This window comes from Anabaena sp. AL09, assembly GCF_001672255.1.
GTDB lineage: Bacteria > Cyanobacteriota > Cyanobacteriia > Cyanobacteriales > Nostocaceae > Dolichospermum > Dolichospermum lemmermannii.
This window is the reverse complement of the sequence record NZ_LJOQ01000052.1, coordinates 19,437-38,436: the sequence shown is the minus strand read 5'-3', so window position 1 is coordinate 38,436 and position 19,000 is coordinate 19,437. Positions and strand designations below refer to the sequence as shown.

General features: G+C 37.1%; 11 protein-coding genes and 1 tRNA gene. 6 read left to right on the top strand and 6 right to left on the bottom strand.

Annotation, left to right across the window (positions count from 1 at the left end; genetic code table 11):
* Nucleotides 1-370: 370 nt before the first annotated feature.
* The 5 genes from AN490_RS10430 to AN490_RS10410 all read left to right on the top strand — a co-directional run bounded on the left by AN490_RS10430 (nt 371) and on the right by AN490_RS10410 (nt 4,741).
* Nucleotides 371-643, top strand: coding sequence for a hypothetical protein (locus tag AN490_RS10430; protein ID WP_148766177.1), 273 nt, complete (start codon nt 371-373; stop codon nt 641-643).
* Nucleotides 644-657: 14 nt separating this feature from the next.
* Entirely contained in the window at nt 658-1,326 is a 669-nt protein-coding gene (locus tag AN490_RS10425) for an ABC transporter ATP-binding protein (protein ID WP_271820359.1), read from the top strand.
* Nucleotides 1,327-1,722: 396 nt separating this feature from the next.
* Nucleotides 1,723-2,271 (top strand): NYN domain-containing protein, encoded by a 549-nt coding sequence (locus AN490_RS10420; protein ID WP_015081086.1) that lies wholly within the window; start codon nt 1,723-1,725, stop codon nt 2,269-2,271.
* 159 nt (nt 2,272-2,430) lie between these two features.
* A tRNA-Asn gene (locus AN490_RS10415) sits at nt 2,431-2,502 on the top strand.
* Nucleotides 2,503-2,656: 154 nt separating this feature from the next.
* Nucleotides 2,657-4,741: a TonB-dependent receptor gene (locus AN490_RS10410; RefSeq protein ID WP_300002757.1), complete on the top strand. Its 2,085-nt coding sequence runs from the start codon at nt 2,657-2,659 to the stop codon at nt 4,739-4,741.
* A 289-nt stretch (nt 4,742-5,030) separates the two neighbouring features.
* On the opposite strand, the gene AN490_RS10405 is transcribed toward AN490_RS10410, so the two are convergent.
* The 6 genes from AN490_RS10405 to AN490_RS10380 form a co-directional block, all read right to left on the bottom strand.
* Complete coding sequence (locus AN490_RS10405; protein WP_300002754.1) at nt 5,031-6,287, bottom strand: glycosyltransferase; 1,257 nt, start codon at nt 6,285-6,287, stop codon at nt 5,031-5,033.
* A gap of 179 nt (nt 6,288-6,466) precedes the next feature.
* On the bottom strand, nt 6,467-7,726 hold the full coding sequence (locus AN490_RS10400) for a glycosyltransferase family 2 protein (RefSeq protein ID WP_300002751.1): 1,260 nt from the start codon (nt 7,724-7,726) through the stop codon (nt 6,467-6,469).
* A 198-nt stretch (nt 7,727-7,924) separates the two neighbouring features.
* Nucleotides 7,925-8,392 carry a DUF2141 domain-containing protein gene (locus AN490_RS10395; protein WP_300002748.1) on the bottom strand — a complete coding sequence of 156 codons (468 nt, stop codon included), beginning with the start codon at nt 8,390-8,392 and terminating at the stop codon, nt 7,925-7,927.
* 59 nt (nt 8,393-8,451) lie between these two features.
* Entirely contained in the window at nt 8,452-9,456 is a 1,005-nt protein-coding gene (locus tag AN490_RS10390; RefSeq protein WP_168695368.1) for an NAD(P)-dependent oxidoreductase, read from the bottom strand.
* A gap of 194 nt (nt 9,457-9,650) precedes the next feature.
* The gene (devC, locus tag AN490_RS10385) at nt 9,651-10,829 is read right to left on the bottom strand and encodes an ABC transporter permease DevC (protein ID WP_213717111.1); all 1,179 of its coding nucleotides are present in this window, start codon (nt 10,827-10,829) and stop codon (nt 9,651-9,653) included.
* A 116-nt stretch (nt 10,830-10,945) separates the two neighbouring features.
* Entirely contained in the window at nt 10,946-12,157 is a 1,212-nt protein-coding gene (locus AN490_RS10380; protein WP_168695369.1) for an ABC exporter membrane fusion protein, read from the bottom strand.
* A 1,479-nt stretch (nt 12,158-13,636) separates the two neighbouring features.
* Between AN490_RS10380 and AN490_RS10375 the strand changes: the two genes are divergently transcribed.
* The gene (locus tag AN490_RS10375) at nt 13,637-18,973 is read left to right on the top strand and encodes a type I polyketide synthase (protein ID WP_300002741.1); all 5,337 of its coding nucleotides are present in this window, start codon (nt 13,637-13,639) and stop codon (nt 18,971-18,973) included.
* Nucleotides 18,974-19,000 lie beyond the last annotated feature (27 nt).

Here is a 19,000-nt window from a genome sequence, read left to right as displayed (position 1 = left end):
AACCTACGAATACGAAGCGATCGCGCTTTAGCCAGTCGTCTAATACGTCAAACCACCCTCTACTGGGGGCGCGTCCAACTGCGATGGTCATGAGAGCAAATCTCCAAAATGTTTTATAATTACGGATTTTATGCGTTTATAGATGGCGAATATGAGCCGCCTACACAAAATTAACCAGATTGTCAATCTAGTTTACAATTTTTTACGCTCTCTATCATAATAGGTGAAAATCTCTAATTTTGCTAGTGCGCTAGAAAGAAAATTTTATTTGAGAATTGGAAGGTAGGAAAGTAGGGAAAAATTTCTTAGCAACTGACAACTGACTAATGACGCTAGAATGGGTTTTAAAGTGAAAATTCATTAATTCTAAATGTTTACCATTGACTTAAGCATCAGAAATACTGCTTTCCCTATATCAGTACAACGCAAGTCTACTGAAGATGCCGAAGCTGTTTATCAGCTAATTTTGGCGGCCATGCGCTCTGGCAATCCTGATCTTGTGGAACTCAATTGCGAAGGCAAAACAGAGAAAAAAATTGCTGTTCGTGCTAGTGAAATTTCGGGAGTCCAGATTATCCAAAAAGATAGTGCAGCTACTAGCAGTGGTAAACCACCTGGCTTTGCTGCTTTTACTGCTGAATAACTCAAGGTATAAACATGACAGCAGTAGGCATCGAAGTTAATGATTTAAACTTCTTTTGGCCTAATGGGGAGCAAGTGATCAAATCTTGCTCTCTTCAAGTACCTAAAGGTGAGTTTTGGATGCTTTTGGGGACAAACGGCAGTGGTAAATCTACGCTTCTGAGATTAATAGCAGGTTTGTTAGCTCCTCAATCTGGGGAAGTTATGGTTTCACCTCCTGTTGGTTTTGTGTTCCAAAATCCTGATCATCAATTGGTCATGCCAACGGTTGGTGCAGATGTGGCTTTTGGTTTGGTGGCGGAAAAGTTACAACCTGCTATGGTGAAGGCTAGGGTTGAGGAAGCTTTAGGGGCAGTAAATTTATTGTCTCTACAGCGACGACCTATTTACGCCCTTTCTGGGGGACAAAAACAACGGGTGGCTATTGCTGGAGCGATCGCTCGTCACTGTGATGTTTTATTATTAGATGAACCCACTGCTTTACTAGATCCAGATAGTCAACTCGATTTAGTCGCTAGTGTGCGTAATTTAGTTAAAAGTCGCGGGATTACGGCTTTGTGGGTAACTCATCGGTTAGAAGAGTTAAATTACTGTGATGGTGCTTTTTTATTGGAAAAAGGTTGTTTAGTTGATTCTGGTGAAGCAGAACGGCTCAAACAGCGATTAATTCAAGTACACCATTAGGTTTAGTAGGAGTCACCGAGTCAGGAGTCACCGAGTCAGGAGTCAGAAAAAAGAAGAAGAAAGAAGAAAGAAGAAAAAAGAAGAAGTAAAAGCCCTCATTTTGAGAAATTTTTGACCAGATGCCAGAATACAGGATGCTGTATAGGTATCTGGTTTTTTAATATAGCGAAATATAAAATTTTGCAGATTGGGAAAAAATATTTTTTTAGAGAAAACAACTTCAGGAAGCCTGATTTTTAGGGGTATTTCCGGAATTATGGCTTCTATCTTAGGGTCTATTTTTGATTGAAAGAAGCATTTTTTATTCTTTGTAACATGGGGTTACAAGCAATGCTTCATTTAATATAAGTCTTATGAATGATTTTTGTTAACTCTAGATAATTGTGATTAAAAACCATGTCTCGTTCCATAGTCCCGGCCGTTCTCTTAGTAGACGGTTACAATATTATAGGCGCTTGGCCTTGCTTGATAAAAACCCGTGATTATGCCGGACTTGAGGCTGCACGGGGTGAGTTGGTGGAAGCAATGACTAATTATAGTGCTTTCCAAGGTTATGACACTCAGGTAGTGTTTGATGCTCAATATCAAAACACTCCTAGCAACAGAGAAACTATTACAGATTTTTTAACAGTACATTATACGGATTTTGGCCAGACCGCAGACACATATATCGAAAAAACCTGTGCGTCTCTCCGTCACCAAATAGCCCAATCTTTACTTTCTCGCATGATTGTCGCTACATCAGATCGGGCGCAGCAGTTAACAGTTCAAGGGTATGGTGCGGAATGGTTGTCAGCGCATCAGCTATGCGGTGAAGTGGAAACTACTGTTTGTCGGATGCGCCATAGGTATCAGTCACAGAAACAACCTAAAAGTAGATTTCTGATGAATGGAATTGATGCTAAAGCCAGACAAAGACTAACGGAATTACGCATGGGATTATAGATTTTATAATTGATAAATCTCTGAATGTCGCTGCTGGAAAGGGTTTGGGGTATTAAAAGTGAGAGGTTTCAGCAGCAACCAAAAAAAATTTAAAAAATTTTGCCAAAACCACTTGCATTAATTTGGATTTCGGTTTATTATAGCTAAAGTTAAGAGCGTTCCTCAGTAGCTCAGTGGTAGAGCGATCGACTGTTAATCGATTGGTCGCTGGTTCGAATCCGGCCTGGGGAGTTTAAATAAATAAAGCATGAGGCAGAAAATAATCAGCTTCATGCTTTGTTTTTTGTCTGCAAACAAATATGACAGCTTGTCTTTTGACATTGTTGCTATTAATACGAGAAAATCATAATCAGTAATTGTTGTTACCGGGTGTGAGTTCAGAAATATGAATAAGAGTTGTTTTTTTCTGCCAGTTTCTTTACTAAGTTTACTGGTAGTTGTTCCTGTCGTGGCTGCTGATAATCAAAATAATAAAAATGCAGTAAATTCAGATATTCCTAGTTTAAATGAAATCGAATTACCCACCACAAATGCTGAATTATTAACTCAACAACCAGCAGTAAATGAAGTTAAACAAGAACCTACACCAGAACCAGATTTAAATCCTACAAATGATCCGGATATATCTATAGAAACCATTGGCGAAAAAGATATTCTTCCCGAATCTACTCCTACTTATGTAATTGAAAAAGCAGAAATTCAAAAACAGGGTGCAACTAGCGTTGCTGATGTTTTAAAAAAAATGCCCGGTTTTGCTATCAATGATGTTGGACATGGTGCAGATATTCACACAGGTACATACTATCGAGGAGCTTCAATTAATCAGTCTGTATTTCTGATTAATGGCAGACAAATCAATACGAATATCAATACATATCATGGAGGAACTGATTTAAATAGTATTCCTGTAGAGGCTATTGAAAGAGTTGAATTATATAGCGGTACGGCTTCTTCTTTATATGGTTCTTCAGCCTTTGGCGGAGTTGTCAATATCATTACTAAAGAAGGTTATGGTAAACCTAAATTAACTGGTAGTGCAGAATTTGGCTCATTAAATTTAAATAATCAACAGGTAACTTATGGGGGTTCAACGAATAAAGTTAAATACAATTTTAGCTTTGAAAGATTTTTCATAGATAACCGTTATCTTGTTCCTGTTGGTGCAGCAAATCGTGATACCCAGGGATATTTATTTAATGCTGATACAGCTACAAGCACTTATTTTGGTAGTGTCGGAATAGATTTAGATCCTAAAAACTCTTTGAATTTAGATGTAACTACACTTAGTAGTCGTCGGGGGTTAATTTATTTCGGTTTCCCTTTACAAAAAGACCGATTAGATCATGATGGTTTAAATCTTGGCTTATCTTGGAAAACTCGACTTGGTAAGGAAGAAAATTCTAATTTAACAACTACATTGGGTTATAACCGAGACTATTTTAGCACTTATGGACCAACTGGGGCAACATTTTACAGAACCGGAATTTTAGATACTCAACAATTCAAAACTCGGATAGATCATGAATGGAAAATTACTCCAAATAATCAATTACGATGGGGGTTGGACTTAAAAAATACTGATTTAATTGGTGATGTTATTAGTACAAATCCTGACCTAATTTCTAAAAACGAAAAAGAAGATAGAAGTGTTTTAAATACGGCTTTATTTGCTGTGAATACTTGGAAAATTAGCGATGCTTTCCAAACTGATTTAGGAGTAAGACAAAACTTTGATAGCCAATTTGGGAATTATTTTCATCCTAGTTTTGGTTTAAGTTATGCTGTTAATCCAGCTATTGCATTGCGTGGAAGTTGGGCGGGGGCGCAGCGCAATCCTGGGTTGGATCAATTATATGTTTTTGATACGGTTCATAATTGGAATCCTAACCCAGATTTAAAACCAGAAATTGGTTCTACTTGGACTGCGGGAATAGATATGAGATTGTCGGAAAAATTGTTAGGAAAATTTACTTATTTTGGGAATAGTTTAGATAATCGTTTGGGCGTAATTAATGGGAAATGGCAAAATATTGGTTTAGTTGATACTAATGGTTTAGAAGCTGCATTGCAATTAAAAATTGCCCGTGAGTGGTCAACTTTTCTCAACTACACTTATACAGATGCTCAAATCAAAACTGGCACTGAAAAAGGATTACAGTTAGGGTTAATTCCTTACTCTTTGCTGCAAACTGGAATTGGTTATCAAAACAATGGGTGGCAAGGCAATTTATATGCTACTTATAATAGTGGTTCTCGTCGTTCTGTTTTTAGTAGAAATCTACCGGGAGAAAGAAGTACAGATTTTGCACCGTCTTTCTTTAATTTAGATTTTAGTGGCCGGATTCCTGTCAGTAAAAATTTGGGACTAACTTTTTACCTAGAAAATATTCTGGGTGAACAATATGAACGAGTTAATCGGATTTATAGCCCTGGTTTTACTTTCCGTGTGGGTTTAAATTCTAGTTTATAATTAGTATGTTTGGGTTGAAAATTAGCCACTGAGTTTTTCGCTTACCAAGTGTTTCTATAAAAACAAAAACCCCAGAAGTAAAACTTCTGAGGTATAAAGAGTTTTAGGAACGATTGAGAACAATAGCAATCTTGTGATCAGCTGGAGTAGGCAATCTTTAGACTGATCACAAGCTGGCTTTGTCAGCATCTCAAACTAAGAACCTAAAAGCCCACAGGTCAACTACTTAAATACTCTAGCAGAGGTCTTTTTATCTCAGTAGCCAAGTTGGCATTTTTTAAATTCTCCATTAGATATCTATCTTTCGACGGATATTAACTAATTCGTAAAGCTTATTTTCAAACTTTTGGGTACAAGCTGACCAATCAAATTCCAGAATTGAAAGACGTGCTTGTGCAGTTAATTGATTTTTAAGATCAGGATTTTCCAGAATGGTAATTACCTTTTGAGCAAAGTCTTCAGGGCTATTAGGTGCAGCTAGAAAACCATTCACTCCAGAAATTACCTGTTCAGCGGTTGAAGGGGCAACAACAGCCACTACGGGAGTTCCAGAAGCTAAGGCTTCGTTGGTTGTGGTACAGAAATTTTCGGTGACAGAAGGGTTGACAAATATATCTGCTTTTGCAAACCAACCTAAAAGTTCTTTACCATGAGATTCACCCCAAATTGTGACACCATTGGGGAATTTTTCAGCCCGACGGCGAATTTCTGCATCTAAAGGACCGCTACCCACAATTACTAAATGGACATCGGGAATTTTGGCAGCAATGAGGGGATAAATGTCTAAAAGTTGATTGACATTTTTTTCTGGGGTAATGCGTCCCACAAATAAAATAGTTGGGCGTTTATCATTAGGAATTGGATCATAACAAATATTGCGAGGATGAAATTTTTCGCAATCAATTCCTTGATAGGGTAAATATTCGCTGCGTTGCGCTTTGAGTTTTTGGTATTTAGTTAATTGTTCGCGGGAAGAGAATAAACTTAAATCGTAAGTTTCACTAAATTGTTTAACTAAAAGTGGGAGCAGGGGACGAACTAAGTTAAAGAATGTATTCCCAAAATAATATTGGATATAGGCAATGATATCTGTATGGAAAATTGAAATAATGGGTGTCTTTGTTTTTTTGGCATATTGTACTCCTACAGAACGCCCATAACCTTGTAAGAAGCCAGAATATAAACCTCTCATTTGTGGGGCTTCTTCGACAACAATAATATCGGGTTGAAAGTGATTAAGTAGTTTTGTATCACTCCAATGACGATGACTTAGTGGTTGGGGTAAAGATTTATAAAATATAAGTGGTTCTGTCGGAAATGAATAGGAGGAAAAATTAATAAAAGTTTCTAGTTCTTCTATTCCCGACATGGGACGATTTCCCACTTGTTTAGGATATTTATTATTGATTTCTGGGTGGATTAAAAAAACTTCATGTCCTTGTTTTAATAGCCAGTGAACTCGTTGATGAACAGCGACAGAAACTCCTGTTAAAAATGGAGCATATAATCCTGTAAATAAGGCAATGCGAAGAGGTTTATTTTTCATGATTTTGAGGAATATTTTCTGCAAAAATAGATTACTGATGCGCTGGTTTATAATAATTGTTGAATTGGGGATTTTAGATGTTGAAGTGAAATAGAAAATCTAAAATTCTCCCATTCTCTTAAATAGATATGTTGGGTTTTCTCAACCCAACCTACATTTGGTTGACTGAGGAATATTACTTAAAGAGATGTTTTGGGATCAATTGGTTGATCTAGCCATTGGTAAGGACGGTATTCAATTAACCGAATATTTTCACGCCCTTTAATGCGATAAGTAAGTCCACGCCAAGTAATTGTTGATACCCACAAAGAAGATAATATTGTTAACCCGTAAATCCATTGTGTTAGGGGAATAACTATCAACATTTTCAGGATGATTAAAGGTGACAATTTTGGTATTTTTTCACCTTGATTGTGCAGCACTTGATGTATGCCAAATTCCATCAATAGCATTAGTAAAACTAAGCCAATGGTGTAGGAGATATAGACGGAAAATAGTAAAGCCGCAGCGTCCCATTGAGCCTCCAGCAATAGCTGGAAAATCACGATGATGACTACATTGGGGACGATGATACTAGAATATGCTTCACTGATTATGGCTAACCACCGGGGATGATAAAGTTTAGAACCAATTATTAACCTTTTTAATGATTCTAGTAAGTTACGTAGACTACTTTCTTCCCGATTTAGCATCAATAAAGAAGGAATAAATTTGATTTGCAACTTTTCTTGCTTGATAAGTTTATGGAGAAGCATATCATCTGTTAATACTTCCCCCCACTTATCCAAAAGTTTGATGCGGTTTAATACTTCTGTTTTGATTGCTAATGTTCCACCCCAGGGAATTTGAAAGAGAAACATTTGCACTACGGTGGAAACGTTACCGGAGTAGCGAACTAATGAACCCCAATAATTACCTGTGGGAACATACCAACGATTTCCGGTTGTAAGTCCAACTTGATCATCAATGAGAGGGGTAACTAATTCTCGTAACCAATTAGGATGAGCTACGGTATCAGCATCTATAAAAGCTATAATTGGATAGGCATTATCCAAATCAGAAACAGCTTGAACTAAGGAACTACATTTAAGACTACAATTATGACGAACTGCTCTTAATGTGCTAATTTCGACGTTAGTTGCACCCAGTTGATTGATGGTTTCGGTGGCAATTTTAAAAGCTGGATCTTCTTTACTATCAATGATTAGCTTTAAATCATATTCTGGGTAATTTTGTTGTAAAAGCGATCGCAAACAATTAGGTAAAAAAGGATCAGCACCCCGTAAACAGAGAATTACTGCCGTTTTTGGTAACTGTTCATCTGGTAATGATTTGGGTTTGTGTGAACGTAAATACCATAAAAATACTAACGTTAAACAAGTTTGAATTACCAGCCAACCGAACAAAGACTTAGATAGAAATATCATAAAATCTGGCATTATTTCTATAGTCTTAGAAAGGAGTCGGGAGAAAGAAGAAAGAAGAAAGAAGGAATTAAGTATACAGCACTTTCCGGTGTTAGGAGGTACTTATGTAGCGGGCAAGATGCGCGCACTACAAGAATTTTATAATTCAAGTTTGTACCTCATTAGAGCGAAATCTGCTGTAAATCCTAATTCCTAATTGTAAATTCTCAATTAAGGATCAAGAGAATACTTTAAAAAGATATTAATGCTAGTATTCTTGTCAACTTGAAAACTGGCATTATTGAACTTAGGTGTTCCCGTGCTGATAGAAACAGGAGGATTTTTAGAAATCCCAAAACCCTCTTGAGGAATGCCAAAAAAGTCTTTATTGAGTTTGTGATCACCATTTTGATCATCAACTACAGCTACAGCATAAGTACCAGGTTTCAATCCAGAAAATACCTGCTTTACGGAATTGCCTGTAATTTGAGTACAACCGCTTTTAACTTCACTTTTAGCATTATCGGGAAATCCTTTTTCAGAGTTATAAACTCTCATACAAATTTCCCCTGTTTTATTACGAATGCCATTAACAACAACAGTTAAAGATGTTGTTGATTCAGCATAAGCTATGTCGGCGAAGCTGATAGTTAGTAAAGTAGCAAGCAAGAAGTTACTAACTTGGAATATTTTCAACATAGATCAATATTTTCCTGACAATAAGTTTAATGTAATTACAAATGCCTCAAATCTAATCGTTATTTCATCAGTTTTTGAATGTCAGTTTTTTGCAACCATTCATTGGTGCGGCGCATTCCTTCTGCTAAATCAATTTTTGCTTGATAATTCAAAATATTTTGCGCCTTTGCAATAGAATAGGCATAAGGACGACTCATAAAATCAACTGATTCTGGGAGAATATCAGCTTTTTTACGAAATAGTTTTTGCCCCTGAAGACGCACTTTCAAAAATAATTTCATTTCCTCTTTAGGTAAAGACATTGGTGCTGGTAAATTTTCCAATGAAGCGAGATGAATAAAATACTCTTTCCAGGAAGTTTCTTTACCGTCGGTAATGTTAAAAACCTCTCCATAAGCTGATTTTTCTATGGCTAAAAAGATGGCATCAATTAGGTTATCTACATATAGATGATTCATCACACCCTTGCCTTCATTAGCATAGGCAAATAATTTTTGTCGCATCATCTGAATTGGCCGCACAATCCAAGGAAGACTTCCTGGCCCATAAACATCTCCAGCCCGAATAACAATTACTCCAAATTCTGGAGCATTATTAAGTTTTAAAACTTCGATTTCTGCTTCAATTTTTGTTTGACAATAAGCATTGTTTTCACCAGAAAGCACACCTGATTCTGTAACTTTATCTGAGTAATCAAATCCATATACTAAAGCAGTAGAAAGATGAACAAATGTTTTGACACCAGCTTGTTTAGCAGCCTTAGCGATGTTTATAGTACCGCTAACATTTATTTCTCGAAAATGCTTAATATCCCCGGCTTCTTCGGCAAGTTGAGCATTGTGTAAAACTATATCTACTCCCTGACAAGCTTTTGAGCAAATTGCCGGGTCAGTGATATTACCAACGAAAATTTCTACACCTAACTTTTGGGCTGTTTGATCTTTAACTTGAGAACTTTGGATACCTTTAACTTTCATGCCTTGCGCTATGGCTAATTCGGCTGCACGTAAACCAATAAATTCGTCAATTCCAGTAATCAGCAGAGTTTTGTTTTGGAAGTTCATGGGGATATAGATAAGTGTTCGGTAATGAAAAAGTTATACAATCTAAGTTAAAAAATTGCGATTAAATGCAACTAGGAACTGTTGTACTTGCCAGAGAATTCTACTGTTGTTAATAACATTAAACTTCTATCTTTAGTTGGTTTTAGTCTAGAGAATATTTGGCAGAATTTGATAAATTTTAATGCAACAAATCTCTAGAAACTATCAGCCGGATCAGCAGAACGGAGTTTATTAATAGCTAACGCTCCAGAGGTGATGCAAATTAAGACTGTAGATACCAGAACAAGTAAGGCATTATTACTTGTCATTATGATCGGTAATTTAGTTGCTTTCATCGCAAAATCATACAAACCAATGGAAACAATAAAGCCAGGAATATAACCTAATAATGCTAAGATTAATGCTTGTTGAAAAACAACATTTAATAAATATCCATTAGCATAACCAATAGCTTTTAAAGTTGCGTAGGCAATAAATTGGGTGGCGATATTGCTATACAAAATTTGGTAAACAATTACCACACCGACTACAGAAGCCATAATTAGCATCAAGTTCAGAATAAAACCAATGGGGGTTCTGACTGACCAATATTGTTTTTCAAAATCAATAAATTCTTGACGAGTGAATATTTTTACATCATTTGGTAGATTGGCTTTTAAATTGGCTAAAACCTGTTTTATATCAGCACCGTCTTTGAGTTTAATTACCCCCATATCTATTTTTTCAACTGGACGGCTATTGGGATTTATTCTTAAAAAAGTCGAATCGCTCACAATTAAATTACCATCTACACCAAAGGAAGGCCCTAAACTAAATAAACCACCAACTCTGACTCGATAACCTTTGACAGCATCAAAGGGAAATATTTCAATTGGCTGTTCAGTATTTCCTTGATTAAATAATTCTGCTATTGGTCCAAATTCTGGACGGGCATCTCTATCAAATAGCATGACATCAGAGATTTTGAGTTTATCCAAATTTTGTTGAACTTCTGGAATATCTAGCACGGATTTTCCAGGGTCAAAACCAATGACATAAATTGAATATTTTTCACCACTAACGGGATTTTTTAACTTTGCAAATTGCAAATAAATTGAACTAACTGAATCAACACCATCAAACCCTAAAGTTTGGTATAACCGAGTGCGAGAAAAACTTTGAATTGCTGTCAAAGATTTGTATTGAGAACTAACTAAAAATAAATCACCATGCAATCGTTGATGTAGTGCTGTGGCGCTAGAATATAGTGCATCTTGAAAACCAAGTTGGATAAACATTAACAGCACAATAAAGCCAATTCCGGCTACAGCTATCACAAAACGAAGTTTCTGCTGGACAAGCTGTAGCCACCCCAAAGGAATTTTGAAATTCATATTAATTGTTAGTTGTTAGTTGTTAGTTGTTAGTTGTCAGTTGTTAGTTGTCAGTTGTCAGTTGTCAGTTGTAGAAAATAACCAATAACTAATCACTAATCACTAATAACCAATCACTAAATCTGGATTGCAACATCAACTTGCAAGTTAGTTAATCTCGATATCTTTTGACTATCGGTGGGATTATCAATAGATATTTTGACTTCAATTACTCTGCGGTCTGCATCAGAATTGGGATTAATACTAAAGATACCTTGTTTATTAACTTGCCAACCAACTTCTCGGACAGTTCCTTGTAATTTGCCGGGAAATGTGGTGCTGGTAATGATAGCTTTTTGTCCAACTCGAACATTTTGAATATCAGTTTGATACACTTCTGCTAGAACTTGCATTTTTGATGTATTGCCAATTTCTGCAAAACCGGAAGTACCAATTACTTCGCCATTTCTGGCATTAATTCGCAAAACTGTACCATTTATAGTAGCAGCAATGTAAGTTAAATCATGGTCAGCTTTGGCTTGTTGCACTGCCGTTTCCGCGCTTTTGATTTCACTTTTTGCTAACTCTACATCTACGGTTCTAACTTCTTTAATACTATTAAGTTTGGATTTTCCTTCTTTGATTTGATCTTGGAAAGTATCTTGTGTCCGTTTGAGAGTAGCTTCAGCTTCTTTTAACTGCTGTTGTGTAGTTTTGAGAACTAAATTTTTACTATCAAAAACAGAAGCAGAAACAGCACCGTCTTTTGATAATTGCCGATAGCGATTACTCTCTTTTTGAGCATTTTCAACTTCAGCCCGAATGCGGTTAATTGTTGCTGCTTGAGCCGCAATGTCTCCTTTAAATTGAGAATTTAACCTGGTAATTGTGGCTTTTTGAGCATTGATATCTCCAGTTTTGGCTCCAGCTTGTACCTGTGCAAGTTTAGTTCTGGCAATTAACAATTTATCAAATGCCTGTTGGATAGCTGCTTGAGAACGAGCATAGTTTTCTAGATAAGCTAATACTTGTCCTTTTTTAACATCATCTCCTTCCTTGACCAACAGTTTTTCTACTCGTACACCATTGATAGAATTAGGAGCAGATAAATAAGTAATTTTATCTTGTGGTTGCAATCTTCCTAAAGCAGTTACGGCAACTTTAACGGGAATGGGTTGAGATTTAATAATGGGAGCAATAGCAGAAGATTGAGTCTGGGAATTTATCTTTAATTGATGAAAAATGTATAAAGATACTAAACCCGTAGAGAAAGTTAGAGAAGTTGCCAGAATTATTCTCCACTTTAACGCAGTTAGGTTGAATAATTGGCGTTCTTTATTTACTGCCATATTTTTATTCCAATGGTGTTATGTCGGAAAATACTCGTAATGGTTATAGACGGATTCTCTGTTACTTTTATAAAAGAGATATGTCTAATTATTTATGTATGAATTGTTGTCAGCATTTTAGCTGTTATAAATACCTAAATTAGCGGTGTTTTTACTTCTAATCATCCATGAGGAACGCCACACTATGCTATCAGTTTTATCTTGAATTGGCATTTAATTAAGTAGCCTAAAATACGATAGCTCTAGGGAGAAATAAAAATCTTCAATTCCCAAGTGGTGATGATGCTAATAACTTGGGGAATGAATAAACTTCTCTGCAATTATCCCAAATAACTTTGATATTGTCAACTAGATTTAGTTGCTTTAATTAATAAAATCCTTGACTACATACTATATTTAATTACTCATAAATTAATCTAAAAATCTGTATTTTTTTTAGCAAATTCTCGTAAATAAATACAAATTGTCCATATTTCATCACAATTGATATGTTTACAGGTTAGTGTTCAACATCCAACAAATTAATGTTTGGTTTATAAATAACCAATTGTCTAGAAAAGGTGAGTTATCTTATAAATTCATCAAAAACCAAGACTTGATTATGATAGTTTGCTCAAAAAACACCCAATTATGTGCAAATATTTCTATTGTATATTTATTGATTAGTTACTTATGAGACAATTTAGATAAAATCCCTGAATTATCAGGAAAAGATTGATGTTGAATCCGTAATTACCCAAGATATGTTATTCACAAATTTAGTTCTAGATTATACTCAACTAATTATGTTTTATTTAAAAGGAGATCAATTAACAAATATTTTCCTCCAAAAATTAGCAAAAATGAACTATTCCATTTTCATAAGCTGTGCTAGTCTTTTTATTAATTCAACATTTATGAATGAAAAATAAATTGTTGAGTTTATTTCTATAAACAGAAGAAATACTAAAATCCACTCAGCTTTGTACAGCAGAATTGCCTAAAGAAACAAAACCTATTCTTTGATAAACCGGGGTTTTGCATCTCACTAAGTTACAAACTGCTAGACTATTGAAAAGCTGTTTAAGTATTTTTTCACTATTCACAGAATTTGCCACAGAGTGCTGATTATTTTGTAACGATTTTGGCAGCTTTTATCAGTCAAATCATCTAAAATAGGTTATCCTGGACTTTAAAAACTGGCAACTGCTATATCAACATACAGAACATTATTCCTCCATAGGTAAAACATTCAATGATTAAGAGATAAAACCGTTTCTGTATTCATACATATCCTTCAGATTAAGTATGTTCTATTGCCAGTTCGCTTGGTGTTAAAGAAATGTAGGTTAGTAATATCCAAACAAAATTATGAAATGTTGGGTTGCGTTCCTTAACCCAACCTACTTGAGGTGATTGGGTGAATGTAGATAGTTATTCTATCTGCTAATAGCTTAATTTACTGCACAATTTACCGTACTCAAAATTAGTCTATGTCCTATGTCTTCCCCCCTTCAAAAGATAGACACGATAAATAGTTCTTTGACAGAATTAGAATCCCAAATTAATAGTTTTGAACAGGCTGTGCTGAAGTTTATAGAGGAAGGAAAAATGAATTCAGGAAACCTAGAAAGTTCGATAAATTCCATGTCAACTAAGGAAATTAATAGAAAACTACACACAACTCCCATAGCTATTATTGGCATGGCTTCCTTAATGCCTCAATCGAGAACATTAAGGGATTACTGGCAAAATATTGTTAATAAAATTGACTGTATCACTGATGTTCCTTCTACTCATTGGAGCGTAGAAGATTACTATGATCCTAATCCGAGAACAGCAGAAGATAAAACCTATTGTAAACGTGGTGGTTTTATTCCTGAAGTTGATTTTAACCCCATGGAATTTGGTATTCCCCCCAGTATTTTAGAAGTTACAGATGTTTCTCAACTATTAAGTTTAGTAGTTGCTAAAGAAACAATGGAAGATGCTGGTTATAGCGACTCCCGTGAATTTAGCCGCGAAAATATCGGCGTAATTTTGGGTGTAGCTATGGGCAAACAATTGGGAATGCCATTAACTGCCAGATTGGAATATCCGGTTTGGGAAAAAGTTCTCAAAAGCAGTGGTGTATCTGACGAAGATACTAAAAAGATTGTTGATAAAATCAAATCTGCTTATGTGAAATGGGATGAAAATGCTTTCCCTGGAATGTTAGCAAATGTGGTGGCTGGCAGAATTGCTAACCGTCTCAACTTTGGCGGTACAAACTGTGTAGTTGATGCGGCTTGTGCTAGTTCCTTTGGGGCATTAAAAATGGCCATTAGTGAATTAGTTGAACACCGTAGCAATATGATGTTAACCGGTGGAGTAGACACCGATAACACAATCATGGCTTACATCTCATTTAGCAAAACTCCAGCAGTTACTCCTAGCGAGAATGTGAAACCATTTGATGCTAAATCTGATGGGATGATGTTAGGTGAAGGGATTGGGATGATTCTCCTCAAACGCTTAGAAGATGCCCAAAAAGATGGGGATAAAATCTATGCGGTAATCAAGGGAATTGGTACTTCTAGTGATGGGCGTTATAAGAGTATTTATGCCCCTAGAAAAGAAGGACAAGTTAAAGCCTTAGAACGGGCTTATGATGATGCTGGATTTTCTCCGGCAACTGTGGGTTTAATGGAAGCACACGGTACAGGAACAATGGCAGGAGATCCCATAGAATTCAGTTCTTTAAGAGATTTCTTTGGTAAACATGACACCCAAAAACAACATATTGCTTTGGGAAGTGTAAAATCACAAATTGGACATACAAAAGCCGCCGCAGGTGCAGCCAGCCTTATTAAAACTGCCCTAGCATTGCATCATAAAGTATTGCCAGCAACCATCAATATTACCGAACCAAATCCCAAATTAGATATTGAAAATTCCTCGTTTTATCTCAATACTCAAACTAGACCTTGGATCAAGGCAGAAGGTGAAACTCCCCGACGTGCGGGGGTGAGTGCCTTTGGTTTTGGTGGCACAAATTATCACGTTGTTTTGGAAGAATACGAACCAGAACAACAAAGTTCTTATCGTTTACATGGTGCAGCCGGTGAAGTGCTATTATTTGGTGCTACTCATGCGGAATTAATTAGCAAGTTAGAAGCAACTTTAAATAATTTGCAAGCTAACGACGGCGAAAGATTCTATTCTCAATTATTGTTAGATTGTCAATCTTTAGCTATTCCTACAACTGCCCTAAGAATTGGTTTTGTATCTGAGAATTTACAAGAAGCTTGTAAGTTACTGCAAGTTAGTCTTGGTTTACTCAAAAGTAAGCCTGATGCAATTTCTTGGGAACATCCTCAAGGTATTTATTACCGTTCTTCGGGAATGGATTTAGGTGGAAAAGTTGTCGCTTTATTCTCTGGACAAGGTTCTCAATACTTGGAAATGGGCAGAGAAGCGGTGATGAATTTCCCCAGCTTGCGACAGTTATATGGCAAGATGGATCATCTGTTCAAGCAAAGCAATTTACAACCAGTTTCTGAAGTTGTTTTCCCTCATTCTACCTTTGATGAAGTTGAGAAAAAAGCCCAAGTTGCAACTTTGCAAAGAACGGAATATGCACAGCCGGCAATTGGGGTTTTTAGTGCTGGGTTGTATGGAATTTTGCAACAAGCTGGGTTTAAGGCAGATTTCACCGCAGGACATAGTTTTGGTGAATTAACCGCTTTGTGGGCTGCGGGAGTGTTGAGTGAGGCTGATTATTTGTTCCTGGTGAAAGCTAGAGGACAGGCAATGGCCGCACCCAAAGACCCAGATCATGACGCTGGTAGTATGTTAGCGGTGAAGGAAGATATCAGCAAAATTGAACCGGTGCTGAAGCAGTTTCCAAAAGTAAGTATTGCTAACTTTAATTCTCCTACCCAAATTGTTTTAGCAGGACCAAAGTTAGAAATTCAAAAAGTTCAAGATGCTTGCGAAAAGTTAGGATATAGTGCAGTTTTATTGCCTGTGTCTGCGGCTTTCCATACTCCATTAATAGCATTCGCGCAAAAATCCTTTGCCATTGCTACTAAATCGGTAACTTTCCACAATCCCCAAATTCCGGTTTTTAGTAATGTCACTGGTAAACATTATCCCCAAAATGCAGCGGCAATTCAAAAGAACTTAGAAAGCCATTTGGCTAGTTCTGTATTGTTCAAACAAGAGATTGAAAATATCTATGGGGCTGGTGGTTATTGCTTCGTAGAATTTGGACCAAAACGGGTTTTAAGTAACTTGGTAAAAGATACATTAGGCGATCGCCCACATTTTACCATATCTCTAAATCCCAGCGCCTCTAAAAACAGCGATCGCTCTTTGCGAGAAGCCGCAGTTCAGTTGCGAGTTATCGGCATGAATTTGGGCAATCTTGACCCCTACAAACTCCCTGCCGTATTGCATCCCATTTCCAGCAAAAAGACCCTCAGCGTCAAACTAACTGGCATTAACTACATTTCCGACAAAACCAAAAATGCCTTTAAAGAAGCATTAGCGGACGGACATAAAATTTCCGGAATTCAGGAGTTCAGAAGTGCCTCCTCTGGAGGAGCCTCGCTAACAGAAGTTCAGGATTCCAGTAGGGGTTTAGCAATGCTAAACCCGTCTATAAATTTAGAAATAGAAACCCCTGTAATTGCCAAAATTCCCCCAACTAATGGACATAACGGCAACGGTAACGGACATAAAAAACAACCCCTCATTGAAACCCAGTTACAGCCACAGATGACTACTACTGCAACCATCATAAAAGAACCTCAAAAAGAACCCAGTTCAGAATTGTTCACGCAGCAACTCGAAGGGAAGATGCAAACACCAGATAAATTGATAAATTGCCAACAAATTCTCACCAGCTTAGAAACACTTCTGAGCCAGTTCCAACACAACCAAAGCGAGAATTTAGAAGTTCACAGCACATATCTTAACCATCAGATAGAATACGCGAAAACCTTCTTCCAATTAATGCAGCAGCAAAACACCTTATTTGCTAATGCTAAATCTTCCGCTGAAGCTGCTCAAATTAAGCAAGTGATCATGGAAAGCTTAGAACGCAGCATGATGCAGTTTCATTCCCAACAAGGTGAAACTCTCCGCATTCATGAACAATATCTGCGGGAACAGATAGAATATACCAAACACTTTTTCCAACTCATTCAAGAAGAATATTCTCAACTCATTTCTGATACCCAAGCAGCAGCACCAGCAAATATATATGCTGCTCCAGAAGAAGCACCTGTAGCTCCTACTGTCACCATAATTCCCCCTCAAGCATTACCAGTAATTGAACCTGAACCAATTATTATTCCCCAGTCCCCAGTTGCATTCATACCAGAAGCAGAACCGACAACCAGCAGTCTTAATCTGGATGATCTAGCTAACAATCTATTAAGTATCACCAGCGAAAAAACTGGTTATCCTATCGAAATGCTAGAACTCGATATGGACATGGAAGCCGACTTAGGTATTGACTCCATTAAACGGGTAGAAATTCTGGGAGGATTGCAAGAATTATACCCCAACTTACCTAAACCCAACCTGGAAGAACTGGCAGAAAAACGCACCATTGGTCAAGTTGTCGAATATCTGCAAGGACAACAACAGGTAACAGCAGAAATCAAATCTGAATCAGTTATCATTCCTCAAGTGCAAACCCAGGTAATAGAGGAAGTAATACCAGAATCAATTTCCGTTCCCCAGTCCCCAGTCCCCAATCCCCAGTACCAAGATTTAGGACAAACCCTGTTAAACATCACCAGTGAAAAAACAGGTTATCCAGTGGAAATGCTGGAACTGGACATGGACATGGAAGCCGATTTAGGCATAGATTCCATCAAACGGGTAGAAATACTGGGAGCAATGCAGGAAGCGTATCCTGACTTACCCAAACCCAATATTGAAGAATTAGGCGACTTACGGACAATCGGGCAAATCGTTAACTACCTCCAATCACTGGTGGGAGGTGAAAAAAAAAAGCCGCAGTTTGATGTTAACCAGATAACCCCCCTTAATCCTCCCTTGTTCAGGGGGGAAACCACAGAGGTGGTTGATTTAACCCCACCTCCTATCGTCGACATCAATCTTCCCCGTCGTCCAGTTAAGCTAAGAACCTTACCCAGACCAGATTTTTTGGACGCGCAGTTACCCGAAGGACACATTGGTTTAATCACTGATGATGGTTCTTTAACTACCACCAAACTAGTCCATGCACTGATAGAACAAGGTTGGAAAGTAGTAGTTTTGAGTTTCCCCCAATCATTAGTTGCATCGCAATTGCCATTACCCGCAGGTGTTACCCGCGTCACACTGGCAAACATGAGTGAACAACATCTGCAATTATTATTGCAAAGTGTGACTACTAAACATGGAGCGATTGGGGCATTCATTCACTTACATCCTCAATTTACACCGGAAAAACCTGGACATATTTCCTATCCAGAAGCGGAAAAGGCAATTATTAAACAAGTGTTTTTAATGGCAAAACATCTGAAAACAACTTTGAATAATGCGGCATCTTTAGCAGGAAGAACAAGCTTTTGCACAGTTGCCCATCTGGACGGTGAATTTGGCTTAGGACATCAAGGTAATTTTAGTGCAATTGGCGCTGGTTTGTTTGGTTTAACGAAGAGTTTGCGCTGGGAATGGCCACAGGTATTCTTCCGAGCAATTGACCTAAATCCCACTTTAGATCCTCACGAATCTGCTGAATATATCGTTGCTGAATTGCACGATTCTAATCGCTATATTGGCGAAGTTGGTTATGGTTATCAAGGAAGAGTAACGCTGGTAGCGAAGAGTGAGTAATGTCTAAACTGTGATTTGTTTGATTTG